21 protein-coding genes, 1 pseudogene and 2 riboswitches are annotated in these 22,075 nt (G+C 60.1%); of the genes and pseudogenes, 7 read left to right on the plus strand and 15 right to left on the minus strand.

The features are described 5' to 3' along the window. Positions 1-6: 6 nt before the first annotated feature. Positions 7-107, minus strand: a riboswitch (purine riboswitch). Positions 108-471: 364 nt separating this feature from the next. After that, positions 472-1,113, plus strand: a complete 642-nt coding sequence (locus ABD76_RS04130) for an NAD(P)-dependent oxidoreductase (protein WP_197254470.1) — start codon at positions 472-474, stop codon at positions 1,111-1,113. A 550-nt stretch (positions 1,114-1,663) separates the two neighbouring features. Then, positions 1,664-2,269, plus strand: a pseudogene (locus ABD76_RS04135) (GH39 family glycosyl hydrolase). Here the strand turns inward: ABD76_RS04135 and ABD76_RS04140 are convergent. From ABD76_RS04140 to ABD76_RS04155, 4 genes are all read right to left on the minus strand, one after another. Then, on the minus strand, positions 2,194-2,526 hold the full coding sequence (locus ABD76_RS04140; protein ID WP_197254471.1) for a four-helix bundle copper-binding protein: 333 nt from the start codon (positions 2,524-2,526) through the stop codon (positions 2,194-2,196). The pseudogene ABD76_RS04135 and the gene ABD76_RS04140 overlap by 76 nt on opposite strands. A gap of 197 nt (positions 2,527-2,723) precedes the next feature. Next, positions 2,724-3,617, minus strand: a complete 894-nt coding sequence (locus ABD76_RS04145) for a DUF72 domain-containing protein (protein WP_197254472.1) — start codon at positions 3,615-3,617, stop codon at positions 2,724-2,726. Positions 3,618-3,692: 75 nt separating this feature from the next. Beyond that, positions 3,693-4,751 (minus strand): dihydrodipicolinate synthase family protein, encoded by a 1,059-nt coding sequence (locus ABD76_RS04150; RefSeq protein ID WP_197254473.1) that lies wholly within the window; start codon positions 4,749-4,751, stop codon positions 3,693-3,695. Position 4,752: 1 nt separating this feature from the next. Continuing rightward, a complete protein-coding gene (locus ABD76_RS04155; protein WP_197254508.1) occupies positions 4,753-5,769 on the minus strand; it encodes an NAD-dependent epimerase/dehydratase family protein in 1,017 nt (338 codons plus the stop codon). 308 nt (positions 5,770-6,077) lie between these two features. Here ABD76_RS04155 and ABD76_RS04160 point away from each other — a divergent pair, with 308 nt between their 5' ends. Then, a complete protein-coding gene (locus ABD76_RS04160) occupies positions 6,078-6,725 on the plus strand; it encodes a nitroreductase family protein (protein WP_197254474.1) in 648 nt (215 codons plus the stop codon). Between the two features lie 96 nt (positions 6,726-6,821). Here the strand turns inward: ABD76_RS04160 and ABD76_RS04165 are convergent, their stop codons facing one another. The 5 genes from ABD76_RS04165 to ABD76_RS04185 all read right to left on the minus strand — a co-directional run bounded on the left by ABD76_RS04165 (position 6,822) and on the right by ABD76_RS04185 (position 10,280). Next, the gene (locus tag ABD76_RS04165) at positions 6,822-7,214 is read right to left on the minus strand and encodes a YuzC family spore coat inner layer protein (RefSeq protein ID WP_197254475.1); all 393 of its coding nucleotides are present in this window, start codon (positions 7,212-7,214) and stop codon (positions 6,822-6,824) included. Between the two features lie 111 nt (positions 7,215-7,325). Continuing rightward, positions 7,326-8,267, minus strand: coding sequence for a glutaminase A (gene glsA, locus ABD76_RS04170; protein ID WP_197254476.1), 942 nt, complete (start codon positions 8,265-8,267; stop codon positions 7,326-7,328). Between the two features lie 121 nt (positions 8,268-8,388). Beyond that, positions 8,389-8,781: a DnaJ family domain-containing protein gene (locus ABD76_RS04175; protein WP_197254477.1), complete on the minus strand. Its 393-nt coding sequence runs from the start codon at positions 8,779-8,781 to the stop codon at positions 8,389-8,391. Further along, positions 8,714-9,628 carry an alpha/beta fold hydrolase gene (locus tag ABD76_RS04180; protein ID WP_197254478.1) on the minus strand — a complete coding sequence of 305 codons (915 nt, stop codon included), beginning with the start codon at positions 9,626-9,628 and terminating at the stop codon, positions 8,714-8,716. The genes ABD76_RS04175 and ABD76_RS04180 overlap by 68 nt, the downstream gene beginning before the upstream one ends. 181 nt (positions 9,629-9,809) lie before the next feature. Continuing rightward, positions 9,810-10,280, minus strand: coding sequence for a DUF3939 domain-containing protein (locus tag ABD76_RS04185; RefSeq protein WP_197254510.1), 471 nt, complete (start codon positions 10,278-10,280; stop codon positions 9,810-9,812). A 221-nt stretch (positions 10,281-10,501) separates the two neighbouring features. Between ABD76_RS04185 and ABD76_RS04190 the strand changes: the two genes are divergently transcribed. Continuing rightward, positions 10,502-11,302 carry an SDR family oxidoreductase gene (locus ABD76_RS04190; RefSeq protein WP_197254480.1) on the plus strand — a complete coding sequence of 267 codons (801 nt, stop codon included), beginning with the start codon at positions 10,502-10,504 and terminating at the stop codon, positions 11,300-11,302. Between the two features lie 222 nt (positions 11,303-11,524). On the opposite strand, the gene metE is transcribed toward ABD76_RS04190, so the two are convergent. The 5 genes from metE to ABD76_RS04215 form a co-directional block, all read right to left on the minus strand. Then, positions 11,525-13,843 (minus strand): 5-methyltetrahydropteroyltriglutamate--homocysteine S-methyltransferase, encoded by a 2,319-nt coding sequence (gene metE / locus ABD76_RS04195; protein WP_197254481.1) that lies wholly within the window; start codon positions 13,841-13,843, stop codon positions 11,525-11,527. A gap of 322 nt (positions 13,844-14,165) precedes the next feature. Then, positions 14,166-14,354: riboswitch (cobalamin riboswitch) on the minus strand. Positions 14,355-14,467: 113 nt separating this feature from the next. Then, positions 14,468-14,758, minus strand: a complete 291-nt coding sequence (locus ABD76_RS04200) for a HesB/YadR/YfhF family protein (protein ID WP_168179659.1) — start codon at positions 14,756-14,758, stop codon at positions 14,468-14,470. Positions 14,759-14,835: 77 nt separating this feature from the next. Next, positions 14,836-17,238, minus strand: a complete 2,403-nt coding sequence (locus ABD76_RS04205) for a heavy metal translocating P-type ATPase (protein ID WP_197254482.1) — start codon at positions 17,236-17,238, stop codon at positions 14,836-14,838. 122 nt (positions 17,239-17,360) lie between these two features. After that, positions 17,361-17,564 carry a copper ion binding protein gene (locus ABD76_RS04210; RefSeq protein WP_197254483.1) on the minus strand — a complete coding sequence of 68 codons (204 nt, stop codon included), beginning with the start codon at positions 17,562-17,564 and terminating at the stop codon, positions 17,361-17,363. Between the two features lie 66 nt (positions 17,565-17,630). Continuing rightward, entirely contained in the window at positions 17,631-17,957 is a 327-nt protein-coding gene (locus ABD76_RS04215) for a metal-sensitive transcriptional regulator (protein ID WP_197254511.1), read from the minus strand. A gap of 258 nt (positions 17,958-18,215) precedes the next feature. On the opposite strand from ABD76_RS04215, the gene ABD76_RS04220 reads away from it, so the two are divergent. Next, positions 18,216-19,169 (plus strand): L-lactate dehydrogenase, encoded by a 954-nt coding sequence (locus ABD76_RS04220; RefSeq protein ID WP_197254484.1) that lies wholly within the window; start codon positions 18,216-18,218, stop codon positions 19,167-19,169. A 41-nt stretch (positions 19,170-19,210) separates the two neighbouring features. Here ABD76_RS04220 and ABD76_RS04225 read toward each other — a convergent pair whose 3' ends face one another. Further along, entirely contained in the window at positions 19,211-20,236 is a 1,026-nt protein-coding gene (locus tag ABD76_RS04225) for a P1 family peptidase (protein WP_197254485.1), read from the minus strand. A gap of 227 nt (positions 20,237-20,463) precedes the next feature. Between ABD76_RS04225 and ABD76_RS04230 the strand changes: the two genes are divergently transcribed. Together ABD76_RS04230 and ABD76_RS04235 are read left to right on the plus strand one after the other, a co-directional pair. After that, entirely contained in the window at positions 20,464-21,318 is an 855-nt protein-coding gene (locus tag ABD76_RS04230) for a carbon-nitrogen hydrolase family protein (RefSeq protein ID WP_197254486.1), read from the plus strand. Between the two features lie 14 nt (positions 21,319-21,332). Continuing rightward, positions 21,333-21,995 (plus strand): GNAT family N-acetyltransferase, encoded by a 663-nt coding sequence (locus tag ABD76_RS04235; RefSeq protein ID WP_197254489.1) that lies wholly within the window; start codon positions 21,333-21,335, stop codon positions 21,993-21,995. Positions 21,996-22,075: the final 80 nt, after the last annotated feature.

Below are 22,075 nucleotides of genomic sequence, written 5' to 3' on the forward strand. Positions count from 1 at the left end.
CGGCAAGCTGTCGAATCGGGTTCCCGTAGTCCAATCATTTCCGGTGATCGGGTAGAAACATGCAGGCCGATTCCTGCACATATACGAGAATAAAGAGTCGCTGCTAATAATAGGCGTCATCCCTTGCCTGGCATTGGCAAAGAAAGCCGCATTGTGTCGAATGAATATGTCGAGAAGTATACAACAAGTTCGCTGGAATGGGAAGAGAAAATTTCTGAAAATCAAGCGCAACCGCATGAGGGGCTCTTCCCGGGAAGCCGTACCGGGGCTGCCTTGCATCGGCCTTGCTCCCGCATCCGGGGAAGGGAATGAAAAATGAAGCTTGACAGCAGCGATTAGTTGTAACTATAATTGTTACAACAAAAGACTTTCATAGGCCTGATGCAAAGTGATTTTGTGAATATGTTGTACCTGAATGAGTTACAACATAGGTAGCATAATGAACCAACGACAAGAAAAGGAGCGATTTCCATGAACATCGGAATTATCGGAGCGACCGGAAAAGCCGGCAGACGCATTATGACAGAAGCATTGGAGCGGGGACATCAAGTAACGGCTATCGTGAGAGACGCGTCGAAGCTGGCGGATCTGTCCACCCCGCGCGTGTTGGAGAAGGACGTGTTCCAGCTTGACGCTAACGACCTGCAGCCCTTCGACGTCGTCGTCAATGCGTTCGGCGCGGCGCCGGGCAGCGAGCATCTTCATGTCGAAGCCGGACGGGTGCTGATCGAGGCGCTGAAGGATGCGCCGAACACCAGATTGATCGTCGTGGGCGGAGCTGGCAGCCTGTTCGCCGATGAGCAAGGAACGGTCCGTGTCATGGATACGCCGGACTTCCCGGCGGAATACCTTCCAACCGCGAAAAATCAAGGACAAAACCTGGAGGATCTCCGCGCCAGCTCCATCAACTGGACGTTCATCAGCCCTTCCGCCTTCTTCGATCCGGAAGGACCGCGCACAGGCAAGTATGTAACCGGCAGAGATCAGCTTCTCATCAATTCGGCGGGACAAAGCTATGTCAGCTATGCCGACTATGCGATCGCCGTCGTGGACGAGATCGAACAGCCTCGCCATCTGAAGCAGCGGTTCACCGTCGGCTCGGAATCCAAATAACAAACCTAGACAAGGGGGGCGGCATGCCTCTCTTGTTCCAGACGGTCGACAAAGTCCTGTCGACCGTCTTTTTATTAGGAAGGGCGGGGCCGGGGAAAGCAGAACAGGCTAGGGCAAGCGGGTCCCCGCATGCAGCAGGCTGGTCCGTGCGTGCAACAAGCGGGTCCCCGCATGAAATTGCTGCACAGGCGCAGCATTTTTAGCCCCAAAAGGCGAAATTCCGAGAAAATCCTGCAAAACTGCATCATTTCGCCACTTTGAACGCTATCTGCGCCTTGCCGTAGGGGAATTGCTGTGTTTTTGCAGCAATCCTATTTTTGCATACTCGTGTCAATGAAATTGCTGCATTCTTGCAGTATTGGTGGAGCAGATGACCGGAGGTGCGAGAGATGTTGCAGCTTTGGTGGAGCAGATGGAAAAGCCGTCGGCCAACGTTTTGGCGTTCAATCCATCCAGCGTGCTGAGAATGATAAATCAGTATTAGCAGCGCAGCCAATCGCTTGGTGCAGCGGATGATGATATTCGCGAGGCGGGAGAGACCGCCTGCGATGTGGACCTGCCCGTCCCCGACGAGTCGATCCGGCATACGTGGAAGCAGTTGATCACGACCGGCAAAGCCAAGGAAGGTATTCATGTCGATGTTCAGGATCAACTGCAGCATGTGCAGCGGGGGTCCCCCTTCCGCTATTTGCGATTTCATGGCATCTTCGACGAGGAGAAGATGGTCTACGATGAGGACGAGGCGGGGCGGCCCAGGTTTCATTTCCGGTTCGCGGACCAGTTGTTCGGCTTCGCGGATCAACGGTTCGACTTCTTGCTGTCCGGCGGCCTCAAGCCCTTCGTGGAACTGGGCTTCATGCCTTCCTTGCTGCGGGCCGCTCCGGGCAAGTAGGTGTTCTACAAGGCAAGCTGCGTCAGTCCGCCGCAATCGATCGACCACTGGTGCCTTCTCGTGGCCCGGTTCCGGCGTCACTGCTTGAATCGTTACAGCGCGGAGGAAGTGGAGACCTGGAAGTTCGAGTTCTGGAATGAGCCGGGGCTGCAGACTTGCAACTGTCCGCATCCCTATCTCCATTCCGCCTATGCGGCCGCCATTTCGCGGCATTTCTTCGCGCAAGCCTCGCAGGCCTCGGCGCATGCCTGGCAATGTTCATAAGCATGGTTCCGGCATTCCTCCGCGCATCGCTCGCAAATATCGGCGCATAGCGCGCAGGCCTCCTTCAAATGCTCGCTGTTCCGCGTCATGAATTGGGCGGCCAGGACGCAGGCGTCCGCGCAATCCCGCGTCAGCCGGATGCAGTCGGTCATCGGATTCACCTCTTCCTCATGCATGCATGCATCATAGCACTGGTTGCATTTCTTCATGCATTCGAGACATTCCCGGATGCATTTCATCATCTGTTCGGTCGTCATATGGCTAGGCCTCCTGTTCATGGCTGTCTCTTTCCGTGGTGCGCCGTGGTGCAGCTTCGTCATCGTGCCTATGTCCTTTTTACACCATGCATCCGGAAATGAAACCTCGCCCATCCCGCAAGCCTGGCCACGCAGAAAAGGGATGGCCCTCAGACCATCCCTTCCCCTTATGTTGCGGATCGCTGCCGCCCCTTCGGTTACGGCGTATCCCCGAACAGGCTCATCTGCTCCCACTCCGGTCCGATGGACGGGGGCTCCATACCGAGCAGACGCATCAGCTCGAGCGCATTCGGAGCGGCGTCCCCGCCGGAGTTATTATTGAAAATAACGCAGCACTGCTCCGTCTCGGCCAGCATCGCGAGCAGCCGCCCCTTCCATTCCAGCAGCTCCTGCTCGTTGTAGCGGTACAAATAGCGGACATCCCGCCAGTTCGCCTGGCCTTGCGCTTGCCAGCCGGACGCGTTCCGTCCGTGCAGGCGAATCAATGTCCGCCCTTTGTCGGTCGGCACCGGTACGATCGGGATCGAACCTTCTCCGGCTTGCGGCTCGTCGCAGACGCTGTGAATCCAGCCTTCCTCGCGCATGAACGCCAACGTCCGCTCGCGCATCTCCGGCGTGAACCAGCTCTGATGCCGGAATTCAAGCGTGACCGGCAGCGAGCCCATCCACTGGCGGGTGCGGCGCAGGATATCGACATGCTTGCGCACGCAGTGGAACCAGGGCGGGTACTGGAACAGCACGGAGTGCAGCTTCCCCGCGGCATGCAGCACCTCGGCCGCCTCCCGGCAGGCCTGGAACATCGCTTGCGCATTATCGTACGGGATGCGGCCCCGCGTATGTCCCGTCATCCCTTGGTACGCCTTGACGACGAAGCGGAATCCGTCCGGAGTCTGGGCCGCCCAGCTCTCCATCCGCTCCGGCGACGGGATCGCGTAGAAGGAGCTGTCCATCTCGACGACAGGGAACCGCTTGGCGTACTCCGCCAGCTTCTCCGCCCCCTTCGTGCCCGGCGGGTAAATATCATGATCCCCCCAGCCGGCCAATCCAATCTGAATGCGATCCGATACGGGGTGTTCGGTCATGTCCGGCATAGCTATCGACTCCACTCATTCACTGAAGTTGTTTGTCCGCATCATGCAGATACCCGTATCATATCATAATCGCATTCAGGACAGCCATTGCTGCAGATGCGCCTTCACGAACGCATCATCGCTCCAATGCGGATAATCCCGCTGGATGCGGTCGATCTCCTCGGCCTGGCCCGGAGAGAGCGTCTCCTCCGGATTAAGGCACCATATGCCCGGCAGCAGTCCCTGCCGGCGAAGCACTTCGTGAATGCCGGGAATGCAGCCGGCGAACTGATGGGCCGCATCGAACAGCACCGCGTTGCAATCGGTCACCTCGATATTGCGGGTCAGCCATTCGGCGTCGAGCGATCCGGAAGCCCGCGCCTCCTTAATCGACGCCAGCAGCTCGGCCGCCTTGTGCGTCCAGACGGCCCAATGGCCGAGCAGCCCGCCGACGATGCGCTTCTCCACCGTCTCTCCGTTCACCCGGAACCGGAACACCGTCAGCAGATCATTGATAATGTTGTCGTCATTGCCGGTGTAGAGCGCAATCTCGTCGCGCCGCGGCGACTCGCATACCGCGCGTACGACGTCGATCGTCTGGTACCGGTTGAAGGGCGCCATCTTGACGGCGACGACGCCGGGGATGTCGGCGAACGCTCTCCAGAATGAATAGCTGAACACCCGGCCGCCCACCGATGGCTGCAAATAAAAGCCGAACACCGGCATGACCGCGGCAACCCGTCTCGTCCGCTCCAGCAGCTCCTCCTCGGTATAGCCGGACACGCCCATGCTCAGCAGACCGGCATGGTAGCCCAGACTGCGGGCCGTCTCGGCTTCCTGGAGCGCCTGCTCCGTCGGCCCGCATAGCCCGGCGACCATCAGGAACGGCCTTGCGAGCCGGGCCCGGTCGACCTCCTCCGCGGCCAAGGCCAGCACCTTCTCATAGAGGCGGTGCTTCGGGTCGCGGATTTCGAACTGCGTCGAATGCACGCCGATGGCGATGCCGCCGGCGCCCGAAGCCGCATAATAGCGGGTCAACGCCCGCTGATAGCGCTCGTCCAGCTCCCTGCGTTCATTCAGAGCCAACGGATGGGCCGGAATGCACAGGCCGTCGTGCAGCGCCCGCGTCAGCCCTTCTGTCCAGTTCGCGGCCATGTCAGAATTTCCCCTCCCGTTCCTGAAAATGCGTCGGCTTGTTCATCGTCTTCCCGTCCCGCTTCACCCATTCCGCCGTCCAGTCGAACAGCGTCTGCAGAGGTACGGAAGGATACCCGAACCGCTGCATGGCCGCTGACGCGTTGCTGAGCAGCGCCTCGGAGGACTCCTCGGACGTATAGATCGGCTGCTTGCCGAGCCGTCTTCCCAGCTCTTCGGCCGCATAACGGACCGCCACCGTCTCCGGACCGGTTATGTTATAGACGGCCGGCGGCGTATCGCAAGCGAGCAGCGCCCGGATCGCAATCTCATTCGCGTCCCCCTGCCAAATGCAGTTGAAATGCCCCATCGTCAGATCGATCGGCTGTCCGGACGCGACCGACTTCGCGATTTCGAGCAGCACCCCATAGCGCAAATCGATGGCATAATTCAACCGGTAAATGCAGATCGGCGTTCCGTACTGTCGCGAAAAATGCTCGAACATCCGTTCACGGCCGAGGCAGGATTGTCCGTACTCGCCAATCGGCGCAGGGGACTGGCTCTCGGAAGCTCCCCCCTGCTTCACCGGCGTAAGCGGATACACATTGCCGGTCGAGAAGACGACGATGCGGGACGACCTGAACTTCTGGGCGACCCGTCCCGGCAAGTACGTATTCATCGCCCACGTCAGATGCTCCTTCCCTGTCGTTCCGAATTTCGTGCCGGCCATGAAGATGACATTCGGCACATCCGGGAGCGCTTGCAGCGCATCGTCATCGAGCAGATCGCAGGAGATCGCCCCTACCCCGCCCGCAGTCAGCTTTTCCATCAGACCCGGTTCCGAGAAACGCGATACGGCGTACACCTTTTTATCCACGCCGGCTGCGCGCATCGCCTCGACCGCCAGCTTCGCCAGCGTGGGGCCCATTTTGCCTCCCGCTCCAAGCAGCATAATATCGCCGTCCAGACGGCGCACATCCTCGATCAGCCGTCGGGATGGAGTAGACAGCATTTGTTCCAATTGTTCTTCCGAATGAATCAACGGTTGCTCCGTTTGCATCAACACGGGTAATTCCTCCCTCCGATGAGTAGCTTGTAATCATTGCTGCTAATTCCATCATACGGGCGTCCCGTGAAGGAAAACAAATCTTTAAATCGTCTATAAATGGTTTCGTGACAGCATCGGACATAATGAAGGACGCCATACGACAGCACCGTTGCTCTCCGCCCATAGCGTAATTACATTACATATGTTACTATATTATAGTTAGTATTGAGCAAATGGATTAATCCGGGCTGCCTCAGCCCATGCTACACATGTAGACCTCAGGAAGGATGATGATCAGCATGAACCAACAGCCCCCTGCGGCCACGGCCGCCGAGACGATGCGCTCCCGGCATTCGGTGCGCAAATATGTTCCGGGCGTGCGCATCCCGGAAGCAGACATGAATGAAATCCTGCGCTTGGCCGGAACGGCCCCGTCCTCATGGAATTTGCAGCATTGGCGCTTTCTCGTGATCGAGGAAGAGGAGAACAAGCGGGCCCTGCTGCCGATCGCGAATAATCAGCAGCAGATTGTCGACTGCTCCGCCGTCGTCGCCATTCTGGGCGACACGCAGGCGAACTTGGTCGCTGCCGACATCTACGGCGCCCAGCTGGCGGCGGGTTCGATTACGCAGCAAGTGCATGACACGCTGGTCGGCAATATTAACCGGGCCTATGCGTCATCGCCTCAAGTCGGCGTGGAGGAAGCGATCCGCAATGCCTCCCTCGCCGCCATGCAGCTTATGCTCGCGGCGACCGCCGCAGGCTACGCCTCATGCCCGATCGGCGGCTTCCGCCGCGACGAGCTGATCAAGACATTCCGCATTCCGGAGCGGTATGTCCCGGTTATGCTTGTAACGATCGGACAAGCGGCTGCGCCCGCCCACCCGACCGGGCGCTTCCCGCTGGAACAGACCGTTATTCGGGAACGTTTTCCGGAACAGCCTTAATCTCTCTAGCGCATGACGAAGCGCCGGCACCCTTGACAGGACGCCGGCGCTTCTGTGCGTATGACCGGAGGCATGCGGAACACCGCGGTTCATGCCTCACACCGGTCCGCTCCACCGCATCTTCACATCCAGCTCGCAGCAATCGTTCGGGTCCGTATCGGGCCGCATCGCGATCTTGATGCCGGCCGGCGTCACTTTGACCGCGATGGGGACCGAGATCCCCGTTGATCGGAGCAGCCGCAGCACCTCCTGCTCGTGGCCGCGCTGAGCCGCGTCCATAACCGAGGCGGCCAGCCTTCGATCTCTCTCGATGGCGGACAGCAGCTCAATCGCCTGCCGGGACAGGCGCTTCGATGTCGAGGCGGAGGCGACGAACTTATCCGGCTTCACCGCCGGATAGGGATCGGGCCTGGAGATCGGCGATGTTCCGCTCGCTGCCGCGCTTCCGGGCGCGGACGGATAACGGGGTCCGGGCACATAAGGCGCCATGGCGGACACTCCTTCCATAGATTGGAATACATCAGCCTATGCGCCAGTCGGCAGGGCCGTGCGGAACCCTTGCCGGACGGTCCCTCGCCAGACCGTTGTGAGGGCGGCCGCTCAGAAAATGCTCCATTCAAATTGCTCGGACAGCATAGACAGAATGTGCACGCCGGCGACGCTATTCCCCTTCTCATTAAGCGCCGGGCCATAGACGCCGATGCCCAACTGGCCCGGAATGAGCGCCATGATGCCCCCCGATACGCCGCTCTTCGCCGGAATCCCGGCTTCGAGCGCAAATTCGCCCGACGCATTGTACATCCCGCAGGTCGTCATGAACGAGGTCGCGATCTGAACGTATCTCCTCGGAATATAGCAATGTCCCGTAACCGGATCGCATCCCCGGTTCGCCAGCACGAGCGCCATCCGCGCCAGTTGGCATGTCCGGACCTCGATGGCGCATTGCCGGAAATAGACGTCGAGCGTGGCCTCCACGTCCCCTTCCAAAATGCCGTTGTCCTTCAAATAATAAGCCAGCGAACGGTTCCGGTAAGCGGTCTCCCGTTCGCTCTCGTAGATTCGCCGGTTCCAGGTGATGCCGGGATCGTCCGCCAGCATCCGGATGAACTCCAGCAGCCGCTCCGACTTCTCCTCCGGAGTCCGTCCTTCGATCAACGAGGCGATCGCGATCGCCCCCGCATTGATGAACGGGTTGAACGGCTTCCCGGGATCGACCAGCTCCAGCTTCAAAATCGAATTGAAATCATCGCCGGTCGGCTCCTTGCCCACCTTGGCGAAGACCCCGGCCTCGCCGCTGTCCAGGAGCGCGAGCAGCAGCGAAAACACCTTCGACACGCTCTGCATCGTGAACGGCTCCTCCGTCTCGCCGGCCTTCACCCGTTCTCCCCGTATCCCGCAGAGCGAGATGCCGAGCGCATCCGGTCTTGCTTCGGCGAGACCCGGAATATAAGTGGCCACTTTGCCGGCAGCCGCCATCCGCCGGCTCTCCTCCAGCCACTGCGGCAGCTCCCGCTCCAATTCATTCCAATGTGCTGCTATCACACCGCGTCATCCTTCCCTTGCTTCACGCATTGATGTCCATAGCGTGTCTAGGCAGGCGGCATTCCATACGCTCCATATGCGCGGCTCGCGCCATTCGAGCCGGGGAAAGCCGCCCTTCCTCCTAACGCTTCTCCATGCCGGATCCGGACAGCTTGTCGCGGATGCGGCCCTCGTATCGGTAATATGCTTCATTCGCCGCCCAACCGCGATCCTCCGACATCTTGGCCAGCCGCACCTGGCGCTCGGTCAGACGCCGGCGGATGCCGTCGCGGGCCTCCTCGTCCGTGCAAGCCGCCAGCAATTGCTCCAGCCGGACAATGTCCTGGCGCAGCTTCTGCCGCTCGGGGAGCAAACCTGCGTTATCCAGCACCAAATAACCCGCGCGCAAATGCTCGGGCACATGGGACAGATCCCGCAGCTTCAACGGCTTGCCCTTGCCCTGCAGGTCATCGAAAACGCCCTCTTCCATCGCCTCTTCGATTTTGCGTTCGGCAATCCAACTCAGTATGCTCATCCGGATTCCTCCTATTTCTAAATTCCTTGACCATCTCCAGAAAGAGATGCTCCTCTTCCAAATAAGGAACATGGCTGCTTTCACGGAACACAACCAGTTGCGAGTGCGGCAGAAGTTCCTGTATTTCCTGTGAAAAGGGCAGCGGACACTGGGTGTCATGTGCTCCGCAATAAACGATCGACGGCGTAAGAACGCCAGGCAGCATCCCGGTAATATCGTAATCCGGCAGCTCGACATACGAATAATAATCCAGCCTGCGCTGAATGACTCGCCCGCTGCTCGGTTCAGAGAAATAACGTTCAAATTGCTCCGGCTTGTACAGTGACATCTCTGTCCATTCCCTCCCCGCCAACGATCGCTCTTCTCGTGTAGATTCCGGAGATTGGAAAATCGAGAATAACTCGCGCAGTCTGGCATTCAGCGGACTCCTCGGGCAATACATGCTGCCTTCATGCTCCATATACCGATTCGAGGCCGCAGCGCCGCCAACCAGCATTTTCGTCAACGAGCCAGGGTATAGTATCGCGTACATCAGTCCAAGCATTCCGCCTGTCGAGTGGCCGGCATAGCTCCATTGTTCCAGTGCCAACGCTTCCCTGACCGCTTCTAAATCTTTGCATGTCTCGGCCATTCCAAGCTCATGCTCGGATTTTATTTTACACGAATTGCCCGCCTCTTTTAAATTGATTAGATACACCCGAAATTGTTCCGTGAACCGGTCAGCAAAATAGTAGCCTCGCTCATTAAATTCGCTGTACAAATGCGCAATGCATAACGGATCGCCTTGGCCTTGCATAAAGATCTCGAATCTTCCTCTGTCCGTGTCCAGCATTTTTGCGGTCCACATCAATTTTCACTCCATCCGTTCGAATCTATCCCGCCTGTCCGGGCTCGTATGAACAAGCCCTCTTTCCCCCAAAAAAACCGAAGCTCCCGTGGCGGGAACTCCGGTCTCATGCTGGTCTTGGTGCAGGCGGCGGCAAGCGCCGCCTGATCCGGCTGTGCCGCGCTGCTGCCGTGCGCCAACGTTACTGCAGCCGCCCAGGCCAATCCGGCTCATGAGTCAGCATGAACTGCTCTGTCGTCAAGTAGAGCGGAATCGGCGGCTTCTCTTTTAAATAATGCCGTTCGATCAGCTTGTCGTAATGAACTTGGCGATTTCGGGTGCCCGGAATGACCGGCAAATCATCGTGATTCTCCAAATAATCGTCAACTGCCGCCTGCACGACGTCAAGGGACAGCGGAATATGCTTGTCTTGTTCCTCAAAAATCTCATAGGTCATACGGGACATATAAAAGCGCTGATCCGAAATTCCGCCCAGGTAACGCTTCAATCGGGACAAATCAATGCTTTGGTCGGGGCGGAGCAGCGTGGTTCGGGGTATTTGCTCCTGCATATCCTGTTCATACTGGAGCACCGCCCGCTTCATCTCGTCCAACGTGACATGAACCGCTTCGTGCCGGGGGGCAGAAGGCTTGCGCCGCTTGAACCACCGCATCATCGAACCCACCTTTCTCCCGTTCCTGTACAGCATTCAGGAAGCAAGTATATTGTATTCGCTTACAGTTCCATTATAACATGGAATGCCCTTGCTTTCCTCTGTTTTCGGACCTATTTGCAGAGGTAAAAGGCAGCACTACGAAGCGGGGGCCCGATCGCGGCAGGCTGCGCCTGCCGGTAATGATCGGCCTGCCGATGGATATAGAGAGGAGTTGTGACATGGACCAGCAGCACCAACACGCGCCCGCGCCCATGGAAGGCGTCGCCATCGTCACCGGAGCCGGGTCAGGCATCGGACGCGCCGCCGCCCTCCGCTTGGCGGAAGCGGGCATGACCGTCGCCCTGCTCGATCGGAAGGATGATCGGACCTATGAGGCGGAGCGGCGGATGAACGCCCTGTATCCCGGGCGGGCCAACGCGTACGATGTTGACCTGAAGGACGCTTCCCGCGTCGGGAACGCGATCAAGGAAGCCGCAGCGCACGGGCCGATCAGGGCCGTATTCGCGAATGCCGGCATCAACGGGGTGCTGTCCTCGATCGAGGACATGAAGGTGGAGGATTGGGAGGATACGATCCGGACCAATCTGACCGGGACGTTCGTTACCGTAAAATACGCCCTCCCCTATTTGAAGCAACATGGCGGCAGCATCGTCATTACGAGCTCGATTAACGGCAGCCGCAAGTTTTCCGGGTTCGGGATGAGCGCCTACAGCACATCCAAAGCGGGCCAGGTCGCCTTCGCCAAGATGGCGGCGCTTGAACTGGCCCGCTATCGGATTCGCGTGAATGTCATCTGCCCCGGAGCCATCGAGACCCATATCGGCGAGAATACGGACCGCAGACCGTCCGTAGACCGCATCTCGATCCCGGTCGAGTATCCACAGGGAAGCCAGCCGTTGGCGCATGGGCCCGGCAAGCCCGAGCAGGTCGCCGATTTGGTGGCGTTCCTCGTATCGGACGCCTCCAGTCATATTACCGGGGCCCAGATCGTTATTGACGGAGCGGAATCGCTCCTGTAGGCAACGGGCCGCCCGGACGCCCCAGCCAGCCGAGCCAGCCGCGGAGGCGGAAGCCCGATAACGGGAAGCTCAGCGGCGGGATGACCGCACGGTCGGGCAAGGGCGGGCTATCCCCATCGCGGCTTTCACTCGCAGATTCGTCGTGAGCCGCCAGCCGCAGCCCGCCCCGCCCGTGGCCGACCCGCCAATAGCTGGCTCGCCCGTACCCGGCCCCCGCCCCGCTTACCGCTTCGCCGACGCGGAACGGGCCTGCCGGACCGACACCGTCGCTTCCACCATATGCTTGAGCGCAGCAACGGTCTCCGGCTCATTGCGCGTCTTGAGTCCGCAATCCGGGTTGATCCAGAACGACTCGGCAGGCAGCACCGTCAGCGCGGTCTCGATGAACCGTCCGATCTCCTCGACCGACGGAACGCGCGGGCTGTGAATATCATAGACGCCCAGCCCAATGCCGAGCTCATACCGCTCCTTCCGCAGCGTGTCGACCATGTCACCGCCGCTGCGCGCCGTCTCCAGCGAGATAACATCCGCATCCATGCGGCGAATCGTCTCCACCATATCGGAGAAGTCGCAATAGCACATATGCGTATGAATCTGCGTATCCGGACCGGCTCCGTTCGTCGCCAGCAGGAACGCGAGCACCGCCCATTCCCGGTAGCGCGCCGCATCCTCCGGCTTCAGGGGCATCCCTTCCTTCACGGCCGGCTCATCGACCTGGATCATGCCGATTCCCGCCTGCTCCAGCTCCCGAATCTCCTGGCGCAGCGCGTAAGCCAGCTGATAAGCGCACTGCTCGCGCGGAACGTCGTCGCGCACGAAGGACCAGTTGAGAATCGTGACCGGCCCGGTAAGCATTCCCTTCACGGGACGCTTCGTCAATGATTGGGCATATGCCGTCTCCGCGACGGTCATCGCTTCGCGGAAGGCGACATCGCCGTACAGAATCGGCGGCTTGACACAGCGGGAGCCATATGACTGCACCCATCCGAACTTCGTGAAGACGAAGCCGGCCAGCTTCTCCCCGAAATATTCGACCATGTCCGTCCGCTCAAATTCCCCGTGCACAAGCACATCGAGGCCAATCTCTTCCTGAATCCGCAGCCAACGCCCGATTTCTTGGCGCAGGAACGACTCATACGCCTCGGCGCTCCATTCTCCCTTGCGGAAGCGGAGCCGCGCCTTGCGAATCTCGGCCGTCTGCGGAAGACTGCCGATCGTCGTCGTCGGCAGCAGCGGCAGCTCCGGCCAACGGCGGCGATGCGCCTCGCGACGCTGCTCATACGGCGCGCGGCGGCCGCCATCGGCCTCCGCCTCCCGGATGAGGCGCTCCACCGCCTCGACGGCCTGCGGACGCTTCCGCGCCGGCTCCTCGCGCCAGGCGAGCACGTCGGCCGCGCTCGCTGCCAACTGCGCGGCGCTCTCCGCCGTCGGCTCGGACAGATGGGCGGCCAGACGCGCCGTCTCGGCCAGCTTCTCGTCCGCGAACGCGAGCGCGCCGCGAATATAGCCCGGCAGATCTTGCTCCCGCTCTGCCGTCAACGGCACGTGCAGCAGACTGCAGGACGGCTGCACGATCCAGTGCGAGCGCGGCACGATCGGCTCAATCGACTCCAGCCAGGTTGCCGCGGCAAGCAGGTCGGTCCGCCAAATATTGCGACCGTCGATGATGCCGAAGGCGATGCGTTTCCCGGTCGGAACCCCGGTCTGGCGAAGCGCCGCTTCGTTCCGCTCCCTCCCGTGAACGAAGTCGAGGCCGCAGACATCGGCCGGGAGCTGCAGGAACGAATCGAGTCCCGAGACCGAATCGAAGTATGTCTGCACCCAGAGGGTCAAGCCCGGCGCCGCTTGGCGGAGCCGCTCGTACACGGCTTGGGCCGCCTGCCAATCGTCCGCCGTCATCGGCCTCACGAACGCCGGCTCATCGAGCTGCACGCAGGAGACCCCTTCCGCCTCCAGCTCATGCAACATCCGTCCGTACACCTCGGCGAACTGATCAAGCACCTGCCGGCGCTCGCCTTGCGGGATGCCTTTGATGAAGCGGACATAGGTGTACGGGCCGACTAGGATCGGCTTCCCTTCGATGCCCAGCTTCTCCTTCGCTTTCCGGTACGAGGCGAGCGGCCGGTTCTCGGTCAGCACCGGCCCCTTCCCTTCCCATTCCGGAACGATATAATGGTAGTTCGTGTTGAACCATTTGGTCATCTCGCAGGCGACCGCTTTCTCCGTGCCCCGCGCAAGCGCGAACATCAAGTCCGCCGTAACCGGTCCGCCCTCATAGCCGAACCGCTCCGGGATCAGTCCGAACATGGCCGTCATGTCGAGAACATGATCGTACCAGGAGAAATCATTGACCGGAATATAGTCGATGCCTTCCTCCTTCAGCTTCGCGAGACGAAGCAGCTCGATCCGCTCCATCTCCGCCTCCAGCTCGCCTCGCGTCAGCTTGCCTGCCCAATACTGCTCCAACGCCTTCTTCCACTCCCGGTCGTATCCGATGCGCGGATACCCGGACACACTCGTCATCACTTGCCCTTTCGCCATGTCGCGTCTCCTCTCCTTAATGCGGAACTTCCTACCGGGAGTACAGGGACTATTAAATCAATAATTCTTATCTGTTAACAAGGAATTAAAATCGCAATGCACCCCTGCCGCAGGTCTTTACGCTCCTTCTGGACCGGCTGTCCCCGGCCTGGACGCAGATGGCCGCTATCCTTATGCGCAAAAAAGGACATCTCTGCCATAGGCATAGAGATGTCCGCAAACGTCCATAACGGAGCAATGAATAAGACCCGACCTGGCACATGCGTGCATGCGAACCGAGTTATCCAGTCTACGAACACTTCCCTATCTCCCGTAGGTACAAACAGTGCTGTCAGAACAGGCAGGTCTCCTGGCTTCAGCGTCATCGGTGGCGGCAGCCTTCCCGGTCGTTCGACCAGTGGCTTTCCAAGCCGCACCTCGTCTGTTACAGTGGCGGGACCGCGCCGGCTTCGAACCGGCTTCCCTATTAAGCTCTGCCGTTACGCAAAGCACCTGTTCCCCTTATGTTGTTGAATCGGACTGCGCCTCAGCACAGGCCGCAGTCCGATTGAGAATGATTATATACGCAAGCGCGCGGAATGACAAGTACTTTTTGCCAATGGTTCCCTGTCGCGGACTTGCCCGTCAGATCGTCATTCCGTCATGGACGATGACGATATCCTCGCCGTTCGCATCCAGCACCAGCTCGCGGTTGTCCAGGAACCACAGATCGTTCTCCTCCATGAAGAACGTAATTCCCTCTACGGTCTCCGACACCGCCGGATGCCGCGGCTGATCCTTCATAATCCCGAAGGAATAGGGACCGGATGCGCTGAATCCGCTGTATCGCACGAAGATGCGCACGGTATCCCCTGCTGAATAGCCCCAATCTGATTGAAAGCGTTGAATCGCTTCCGCTGTCACCCGTAAGTGCATGCTCGTTCCCCCTCATTCTAATGACCGTAATCCGATCATACCATGCGGGCACGGCGTTGAAAACCTCGACTTTCCGGTTACAGCTTGACGCGCTGCAGCCGGAGCGCATTGAGCACGACCGATACGGAGCTGAAGGCCATCGCCGCTCCCGCAAGCCAAGGAGCCAGCAGGCCGGCCGCCGCCACCGGGATGCCGAGACTGTTGTAGACGAGCGCCCAGAACAGATTCTGCTTGATATTCCGCATCGTCCGCCGGCTCATCTCCATCGCGTCGGCGATGCCGTTCAAGTCTCCGCGCATCAGCGTCACGCCGGCCGTCTCCATGGCCACATCCGTGCCCGTGCCGATTGCGAACCCGATATCCGCCGCCGCGAGCGCCGGCGCGTCGTTGATGCCGTCGCCCACCATGGCGACGACGGCGCCATTCTGCTGCAGCTCGCGGACATGCTGCGCCTTCTGTTCGGGAAGGACCTCGGCGAACACGTCGTCCAGCCCGACCTGGGCGGCGATGGCACGCGCCGTTCGCTCATTGTCCCCCGTCATCATGACGACGCGGATGCCCATGCCGTGCAGGCGGCTGATCGCGGCCTTCGATGATGCCTTCACCTGATCCGCTACGGCCACGATCCCTTCCCAGCGCCCGTCAACCGCGAAGAGCATCGCCGTCTTGCCTTCGATCTCCAGCCGCTGCAGCTCCGCTTCGGCTTCCGCCGCATCAATGCCCTGCTTCCGCAGCAGGTTCCGCGTGCCGATGACGATCTCATGCCCGTCAACCCGGGCCATAATGCCGAAGCCGGGCTCCGCCTGGAACGATTCCGGCGTGATGGCCGCCAGGCCGCGGGCGTCAAGGCCCTTCACGATCGCCTGGGCGAGCGGGTGCTCGGACCGCCGTTCGGCGGCTGCGACCCAGATCGCCAGCTCTTGCTCTCGTTCCGGATCGATCACGATGAAATCGGTCAGGGAAGGCTCGCCCTCGGTGACGGTGCCCGTCTTGTCAAGCACGACGGTCTGGACCCGGTACGCCCCTTCCAGCTGCTCGCCTCCGCGGAAGAGGATCCCGTATTCCGCGGCACGCCCCGTTCCCGCCATGATCGAGGTCGGCGTAGCCAGACCCAATGCGCAAGGACAGGCGATCACGAGCACGGCAATCAGCTTCTCCAGCGCCTCCCCGAAGTTGCCCGGCGCAATGGCGAAGTACCAGAGGCCGAAGACGATGACGGCGATACCGACGACGATGGGAACGAAGACCCCGGATATTTTGTCGGCAATGCGCTGTATCGGCGCCTTCGAGCCTTGCGCTTCCTCGACGATGCGGATGATTTGCGCCAGCGCGGTCTCGGCGCCGACCTGCGTCGCTTCCATCGTGAAGGCGCCCTGCGCGTTCACCGTCGCCCCGTACACGCGGTCGCCCGGCTGCTTCTCGACCGGGACGCTCTCGCCGGTCAGCATCGATTCATCGACGGTCGACGTACCATCGATCACGATGCCGTCGACCGGTATTTTCGAACCGGGGCGCACGATGACGCGGTCACCGACCTGCACGTCATCCACCGGCACCTCTTGCTCGATGCCGTCGCGGATAACGGTGGCCGTCTTCGCCCGCAGGCCGATCAAGGCGCGTATCGCCTGCGAAGAGCGGCCCTTGGCCGCCGCTTCGAACCATTTTCCGAGCAGGATAAGCGTAATCAGCACCGCACTCGTCTCGAAGTACATGTCCGGATGATGAGATCCCCCCCGTACCCATTCCCATACGAGATAGACGCTGTAGAAATAGGCCGCCGATGTCCCGAGCGCCACGAGCACGTCCATATTTGCGCTGCCGTTGCGCAGCGCCTTGTACGCCCCGCTGTAGAAGCGGGCGCCAATAATGAACTGGACGGGCGCGGCCAATATCATCTGCACCCATGGGTTCATGAACCATTCCGGCACCCAGATCCACGAGGTGAAGGAGAAATGCCCTGCCATCGACCAGAGCAGCGGCACCGACAGGATAGCGGAGACGATGAACGAATTGCGCAGCCGCACCGCAGTCCGGTTCGGCGCCGCCTCCGCCCCCGCTTCGCCCGTCTTCACCTTGCCCTTATAGCCGAGCTGCTCGATCTTGCGCAATAGATCTTCGGGACGCAAGCCGGTGAAGGTAATGCGGGCCGATTCGGCGGCCAGATTGACATTGGCGGAATCGACCCCCGGCAGACGCTTCAACCCTTTCTCAATCCGGGTCGCGCACGCCGCGCAGGTCATCCCTTCGATGTCCACATCAAGCGTCTCCGCCGGAACCTTGTAGCCCAGCTTCTCGATCTTGTCCGTTACCTCCTGAAGCGAGAGCTGTCCGTCGTCATATTCCACCGTCGCTAGCTCTGCCGCCAAATTCACGTTCGCCTTCACGACGCCGTCCATCCGGCTCAGCCCCTTTTCGATCCGGGTCGCGCAAGCGGCGCAGGTCATGCCTTCGATTTTGACGGTCTGCTGCTTGGATGCCATTCTGTCTCACTCCTTTTGTTCAGTATACCCCTATACCCTATATTGGAATCGAAAAAGAAAACTCCCCGCAAGGAGTTCCTGTATCACGGATGATGCGAGCCTCCCAACTCCGGTTCGCCGGCTTAGGAGACGACGTCGTAGCCTTGATCCTCGATCGCTTCGCGGATCTTCTCCGGCTGAACCTTCGCCGCATCGTACGTAATCTTCACCTGCTTGGAGCCGAGATCGACCTGCGCCTCGCCGCCGGCCTCCCGCACCGCCTTCTCGACCGCCTGCTTGCAATGTCCGCATGTCATGCCTTCCACTTTCCAAGTTACTTCAGTCATTGTCAATTCCTCCTCAGAATGGATTAGAGGCTGCGCAAATGGTCCGACCTTTTTGAACACGCCCTATTATTTCAATAATTTGTGTATCGTAACCAGCAGCTCGTCAATGACTTCATCATCGCCTTCCTGAAGCCGTTCGACGACGCAGCTCTTCATATGGCCTTCGAGCAGGAGCCGTCCGACGGAATACAACGCCGATTGAATCGACGCGATCTGATGGAGCACATCATCGCAATACGTATCCTTGTCGATCATCGACTTGACGCCGCGCACTTGCCCTTCGATGCGGTTCAGACGGTGAATCAGCTTCTTCTTCATCTCGGCCGAATGATGGCTCTTCCGTTCGCCCGCTGCCTCCGGACGATGGCAGTCCGTCTCGGCCGCAGCCCCCATGCCGTTGGTTGAATCATCGTTGCTGATAAGCGCGTCTTCCCGGGAACTCATCTTATCACCACCTCTTGCCTCCATGATAGCATACCCCCCTACCCTATACAATACCTGTTTTCTGATTTATTTTCAATTGAATTTGAATTATTACCCCCAAATTGTTTACAATTTAAATATTCAGCATGACTGCCGATTCATTGGTTACGGCCCTGTATATGCTTGAATTTACATACGTACACATGTACACAAGGAGGCACCATCAGCATGAGTGAATTCACGAAAGTTTCACGCGTAGCGCTCGTCGGATCCGGCTTCGTCGGTTCGAGTTACGCTTTTGCCCTGTTCAATCAAGGGCTGGCCGCCGAGCTGGTTATCATCGACGCCAACCGGCCGAAGGCCGAAGGGGACGCCATGGATTTGAATCACGGACTGCCGTTTGCGTCCAATATGCGCATTTGGGCCGGCGATTACAGCGACTGCAAAGACGCTGATCTGGTGGTTATCACCGCAGGGGCCAATCAGGCTCCCGGAGAAACCAGACTCGATCTGATCGGCAAAAACGCGAAAATCTTCCAATCGATCGTCCAATCGGTCATGGAGAGCGGCTTCAATGGCCTCTTCCTTGTCGCGACGAATCCGGTCGATGTGCTGACGTATGCGACCTGGAAATATTCCGGCCTGCCGGCAAGCCGCGTTATCGGATCCGGCACGATTCTGGACACCGCCCGGCTGCGCTATCTGCTCGGCGAGCGTCTGGAAGTCGACCCGCGCAACGTCCACGCCTATATTATGGGCGAGCATGGCGACACGGAGCTTCCGGTATGGAGCAACGTCAGCATCGGCGGCCAGCCGCTGGCCGATTACCGCAAGACGCACGGCCAGCCGACCGATGAGGAGCTGAACCGCATCTTCATCAATGTCCGCGACGCGGCCTACCACATCATCGAACGCAAAGGAGCCACCTACTACGGCATCGCCATGGGATTGGCCCGCCTCACGAAGGCCATCCTGAAGAACGAGAATTCCGTCCTCTCGGTCTCGACGCTGCTGACCGGAGAATATGGGCTGGAGGATGTCTATCTCGGCGTTCCGGCGGTCGTCAACCGCCAGGGCATTCGCGATGTGTACGAGCTTCATCTCACCGACGAGGAGAAGCAGAAGCTCCACCACTCCGCCTCCGTGTTGAAGGAAGCCATCGCCTCCATCTTCCCGTCCTGAGCCTGAGCGCGCCGGCAATCTGTCCGGCGCGCTTTGGCGTTTTATTGCGGGGGCTGCGCCGCCCAATCGCGCGCCGCCGGAACCCCTCCCGCGGATTCGGCCGCCGTCACCGCATTGATAATGGCGTAAGCCAGCGTCTCCGCGGCCCACATGCCGGCGAGATCGACCGAAGCGTCCACGCCCCCTGTCGTCATGGCGAACACCGTATCGCCGTCGAACATCGTGTGCACCGGAAAGATCGTTCTCGCGAGCCCGTTATGCGCCATCTCCGCCACCTTGTTCATCTCCGTCTTCGTCAGATTGGCGTTGCAGGCGACGACGGCAATCGTCGTATTGGTGCCCGGCCTCACCGCGGCAAATGGCTTGTCCAATCCGGACAGATAGCGAAGCGGCGCGAGGAAGCTGCCCGACTCGTCGCCCCGCGCTCCCGCCGCCGTCCCGCCGTGCACCGGATGCCGGATCTCGCCCACCGCGTTCACAGCGACCGCCGCTCCGATGACAAGCCCGTTCGGCAGCTTCACGGAAGCGGTGCCGAAGCCGCCCTTCATGGCCCGTTCCGGCCCCGCATACTTGCCGACGGTCGCTCCCATGCCCGCCCCGGCATTGCCTTGCGCCGGAGGAGACGAAGCGGCCGACGCCGCTGCGGCATAGCCCATGGCGGCCGTCGGCGTCACATCGGGCTGGCCGATGGCGAGATCGAACAATATCGCGCCCGGCACGATAGGGACCCTCCCTACCCCGACATCCAGCCCGATGCCCCGCTCCGACAAATACCGCATGACGCCGTGAGCGGCTTCGAGCCCGAACACGCTGCCCCCGCTCAGGCAGATCGCATGGACATGCGGCACCATCGCGGTAGGCTGAAGCAGCTCGGTCTCGCGCGTGCCGGGAGCGGAGCCGCGCACATCGACGCCGCAAACCGCGCCCTCCTCCGCCAAGATTGCCGTGCAGCCTGTCAGCGCGGCCTCGTCCTGCGCATGGCCGAGCCGAATGCCCGGCACATCCGTGATGCTGCCGGGATAGGGCAAGGCCTGCTGCGCTTCATGATGTCCGTATTGTGATGTCATATATGAACTTCCCCTTCCGCCTGTCGAAATGATCCTTTCTATAGCTTCGCGATAGCGGCCGCCTCCTCCTTTTTTTCGGAACGAGATCGGCTCTGTGTTGCCCTTCGAACCGGCCCGGCCCGCGGTAGCAGGCTCCAGGTGCCCGCCCGCAAGAAATGGTTGCTCTCCACGGCCGTTCTGGTCATAATGAGAGAGATCTTTATTTTTTCCTTGTTGGAGGTGTTCCTATGAAAATGCGCGTATCTGCCGTCCAGTACCATCTGCATACGATCGCATCCTTTGATGAGTTCGCGAGACAGGTAGAGCACTATATCCGGACCGCAGCAGAATTCGAGGCTGAATTCCTGCTCTTTCCCGAGTTCATCACGACCCAGCTCATGTCGATTGGAACCGAAGAGCGCGAGGCGCTCGCGATCGGCGAGCTTCCGGGCTATACCGAAGCCTACCTTGAGCTGTTCACCCGCTTGGCCAAGCAGTACGGTATGTATCTGATCGGGGGCACCCATGTTATCGAGCGGGAAGGCAAGCTGTACAATATGGCTCACCTGTTCCGCCCTGACGGCACCGTCGAGGAGCAGGCGAAGCTCCATATTACCCCGACCGAAGTCTCGGAATGGAATATGGCGGCCGGGGAGGGCGTGCGCGTCTTCCATACAGAAAAGGGCACTATCGCCATTCTCACCTGTTATGATATCGAATTTCCCGAGATCGTCCGCATGGTGCGCGCCCAAGGGGCCGATGTCATCTTCTGCCCGTCATGCACCGATGACCGGCAGGGCTTCTACCGGGTCCGCTACTGCTGCCATGCCCGGGCGATCGAGAACCAAGTATACGTCGTCGCGACCGGAACCGTCGGCTCCTTGCCGACCGTTGATTTCATGCGGGCCAATTTCGGCCAGGCGGCCGTTATCGCCCCGAACGACATCCCGTTCCCGCCGCGCGGCATTCTCGTCGAAGGAGAATTCAACAACGATATGATCGTGACCGCGGATCTGGATCTGTCCTTGCTGAAGCAGGTAAGAGAACGCGGCTCTGTAACGACATGGCGCGATCGCCGCACGGATCTGTACCCGGATTGGTAAAGGGGGCGGCGACAATGCTCCGCCAATCGATGTATGTGCTCCATGAAGGGAGCACGAAGCGGCTGACGCTTCGCAATTATAGTCTGGCCGATGCCGACGCGCTCATCGACATTCAGCGCGCCTCCTTCCCGCCGCCCTTCCCCGAGGATCTGTGGTGGAACCGCGAGCAAATCGGGGAGCATGTATCCCGCTTTCCGGCGGGGGCGCTTTGCGCCGAGATGGACGGGCAGCTCGTCGGCTCGATGACCGCCCTCGTGCTTCCGCCTGCCGCCGAAGCCGAGCACCTGTCCTGGGAAGCGGCGACGGACAACGGGTATATCCGCCACCACGATCCGGCGGGGCGAACCTTGTATGTCGTCGATCTGTGCGTCCGCCCCGAATACCGGAAATATGGAATCGGGCAGTGGATGATGCAGGCGATGTACGCCACGGTCGTCCACCTTCGGCTGGACCGGCTTCTGGGCGGAGCCCGCATGCCCGGCTACGGCGCCGTCGCTGAGCAGATGAGCGCCGAACAGTATGTGCGGGAGGTCATGGAAGGCCGGCGTCGCGATCCGGTCGTCAGCTTTTTGCTTCGCTGCGGCCGCACCCCCGTCGCGGTCGTGCCCGATTATTTGGAGGATGCGCAGTCGGCCAACTACGGCCTGCTGATGGAATGGCGCAACCCGTTCCTGTAACGCGGCGTCCGTATTGACCATCCATTTGAACGCGCATTCGTGATGAATTGAGATGAAGAGAGATAATGAGGAAAGGTGCT

Source organism: Paenibacillus dendritiformis, assembly GCF_015845845.1.
In the GTDB taxonomy this organism is placed as follows: domain Bacteria; phylum Bacillota; class Bacilli; order Paenibacillales; family Paenibacillaceae; genus Paenibacillus_B; species Paenibacillus_B dendritiformis_C.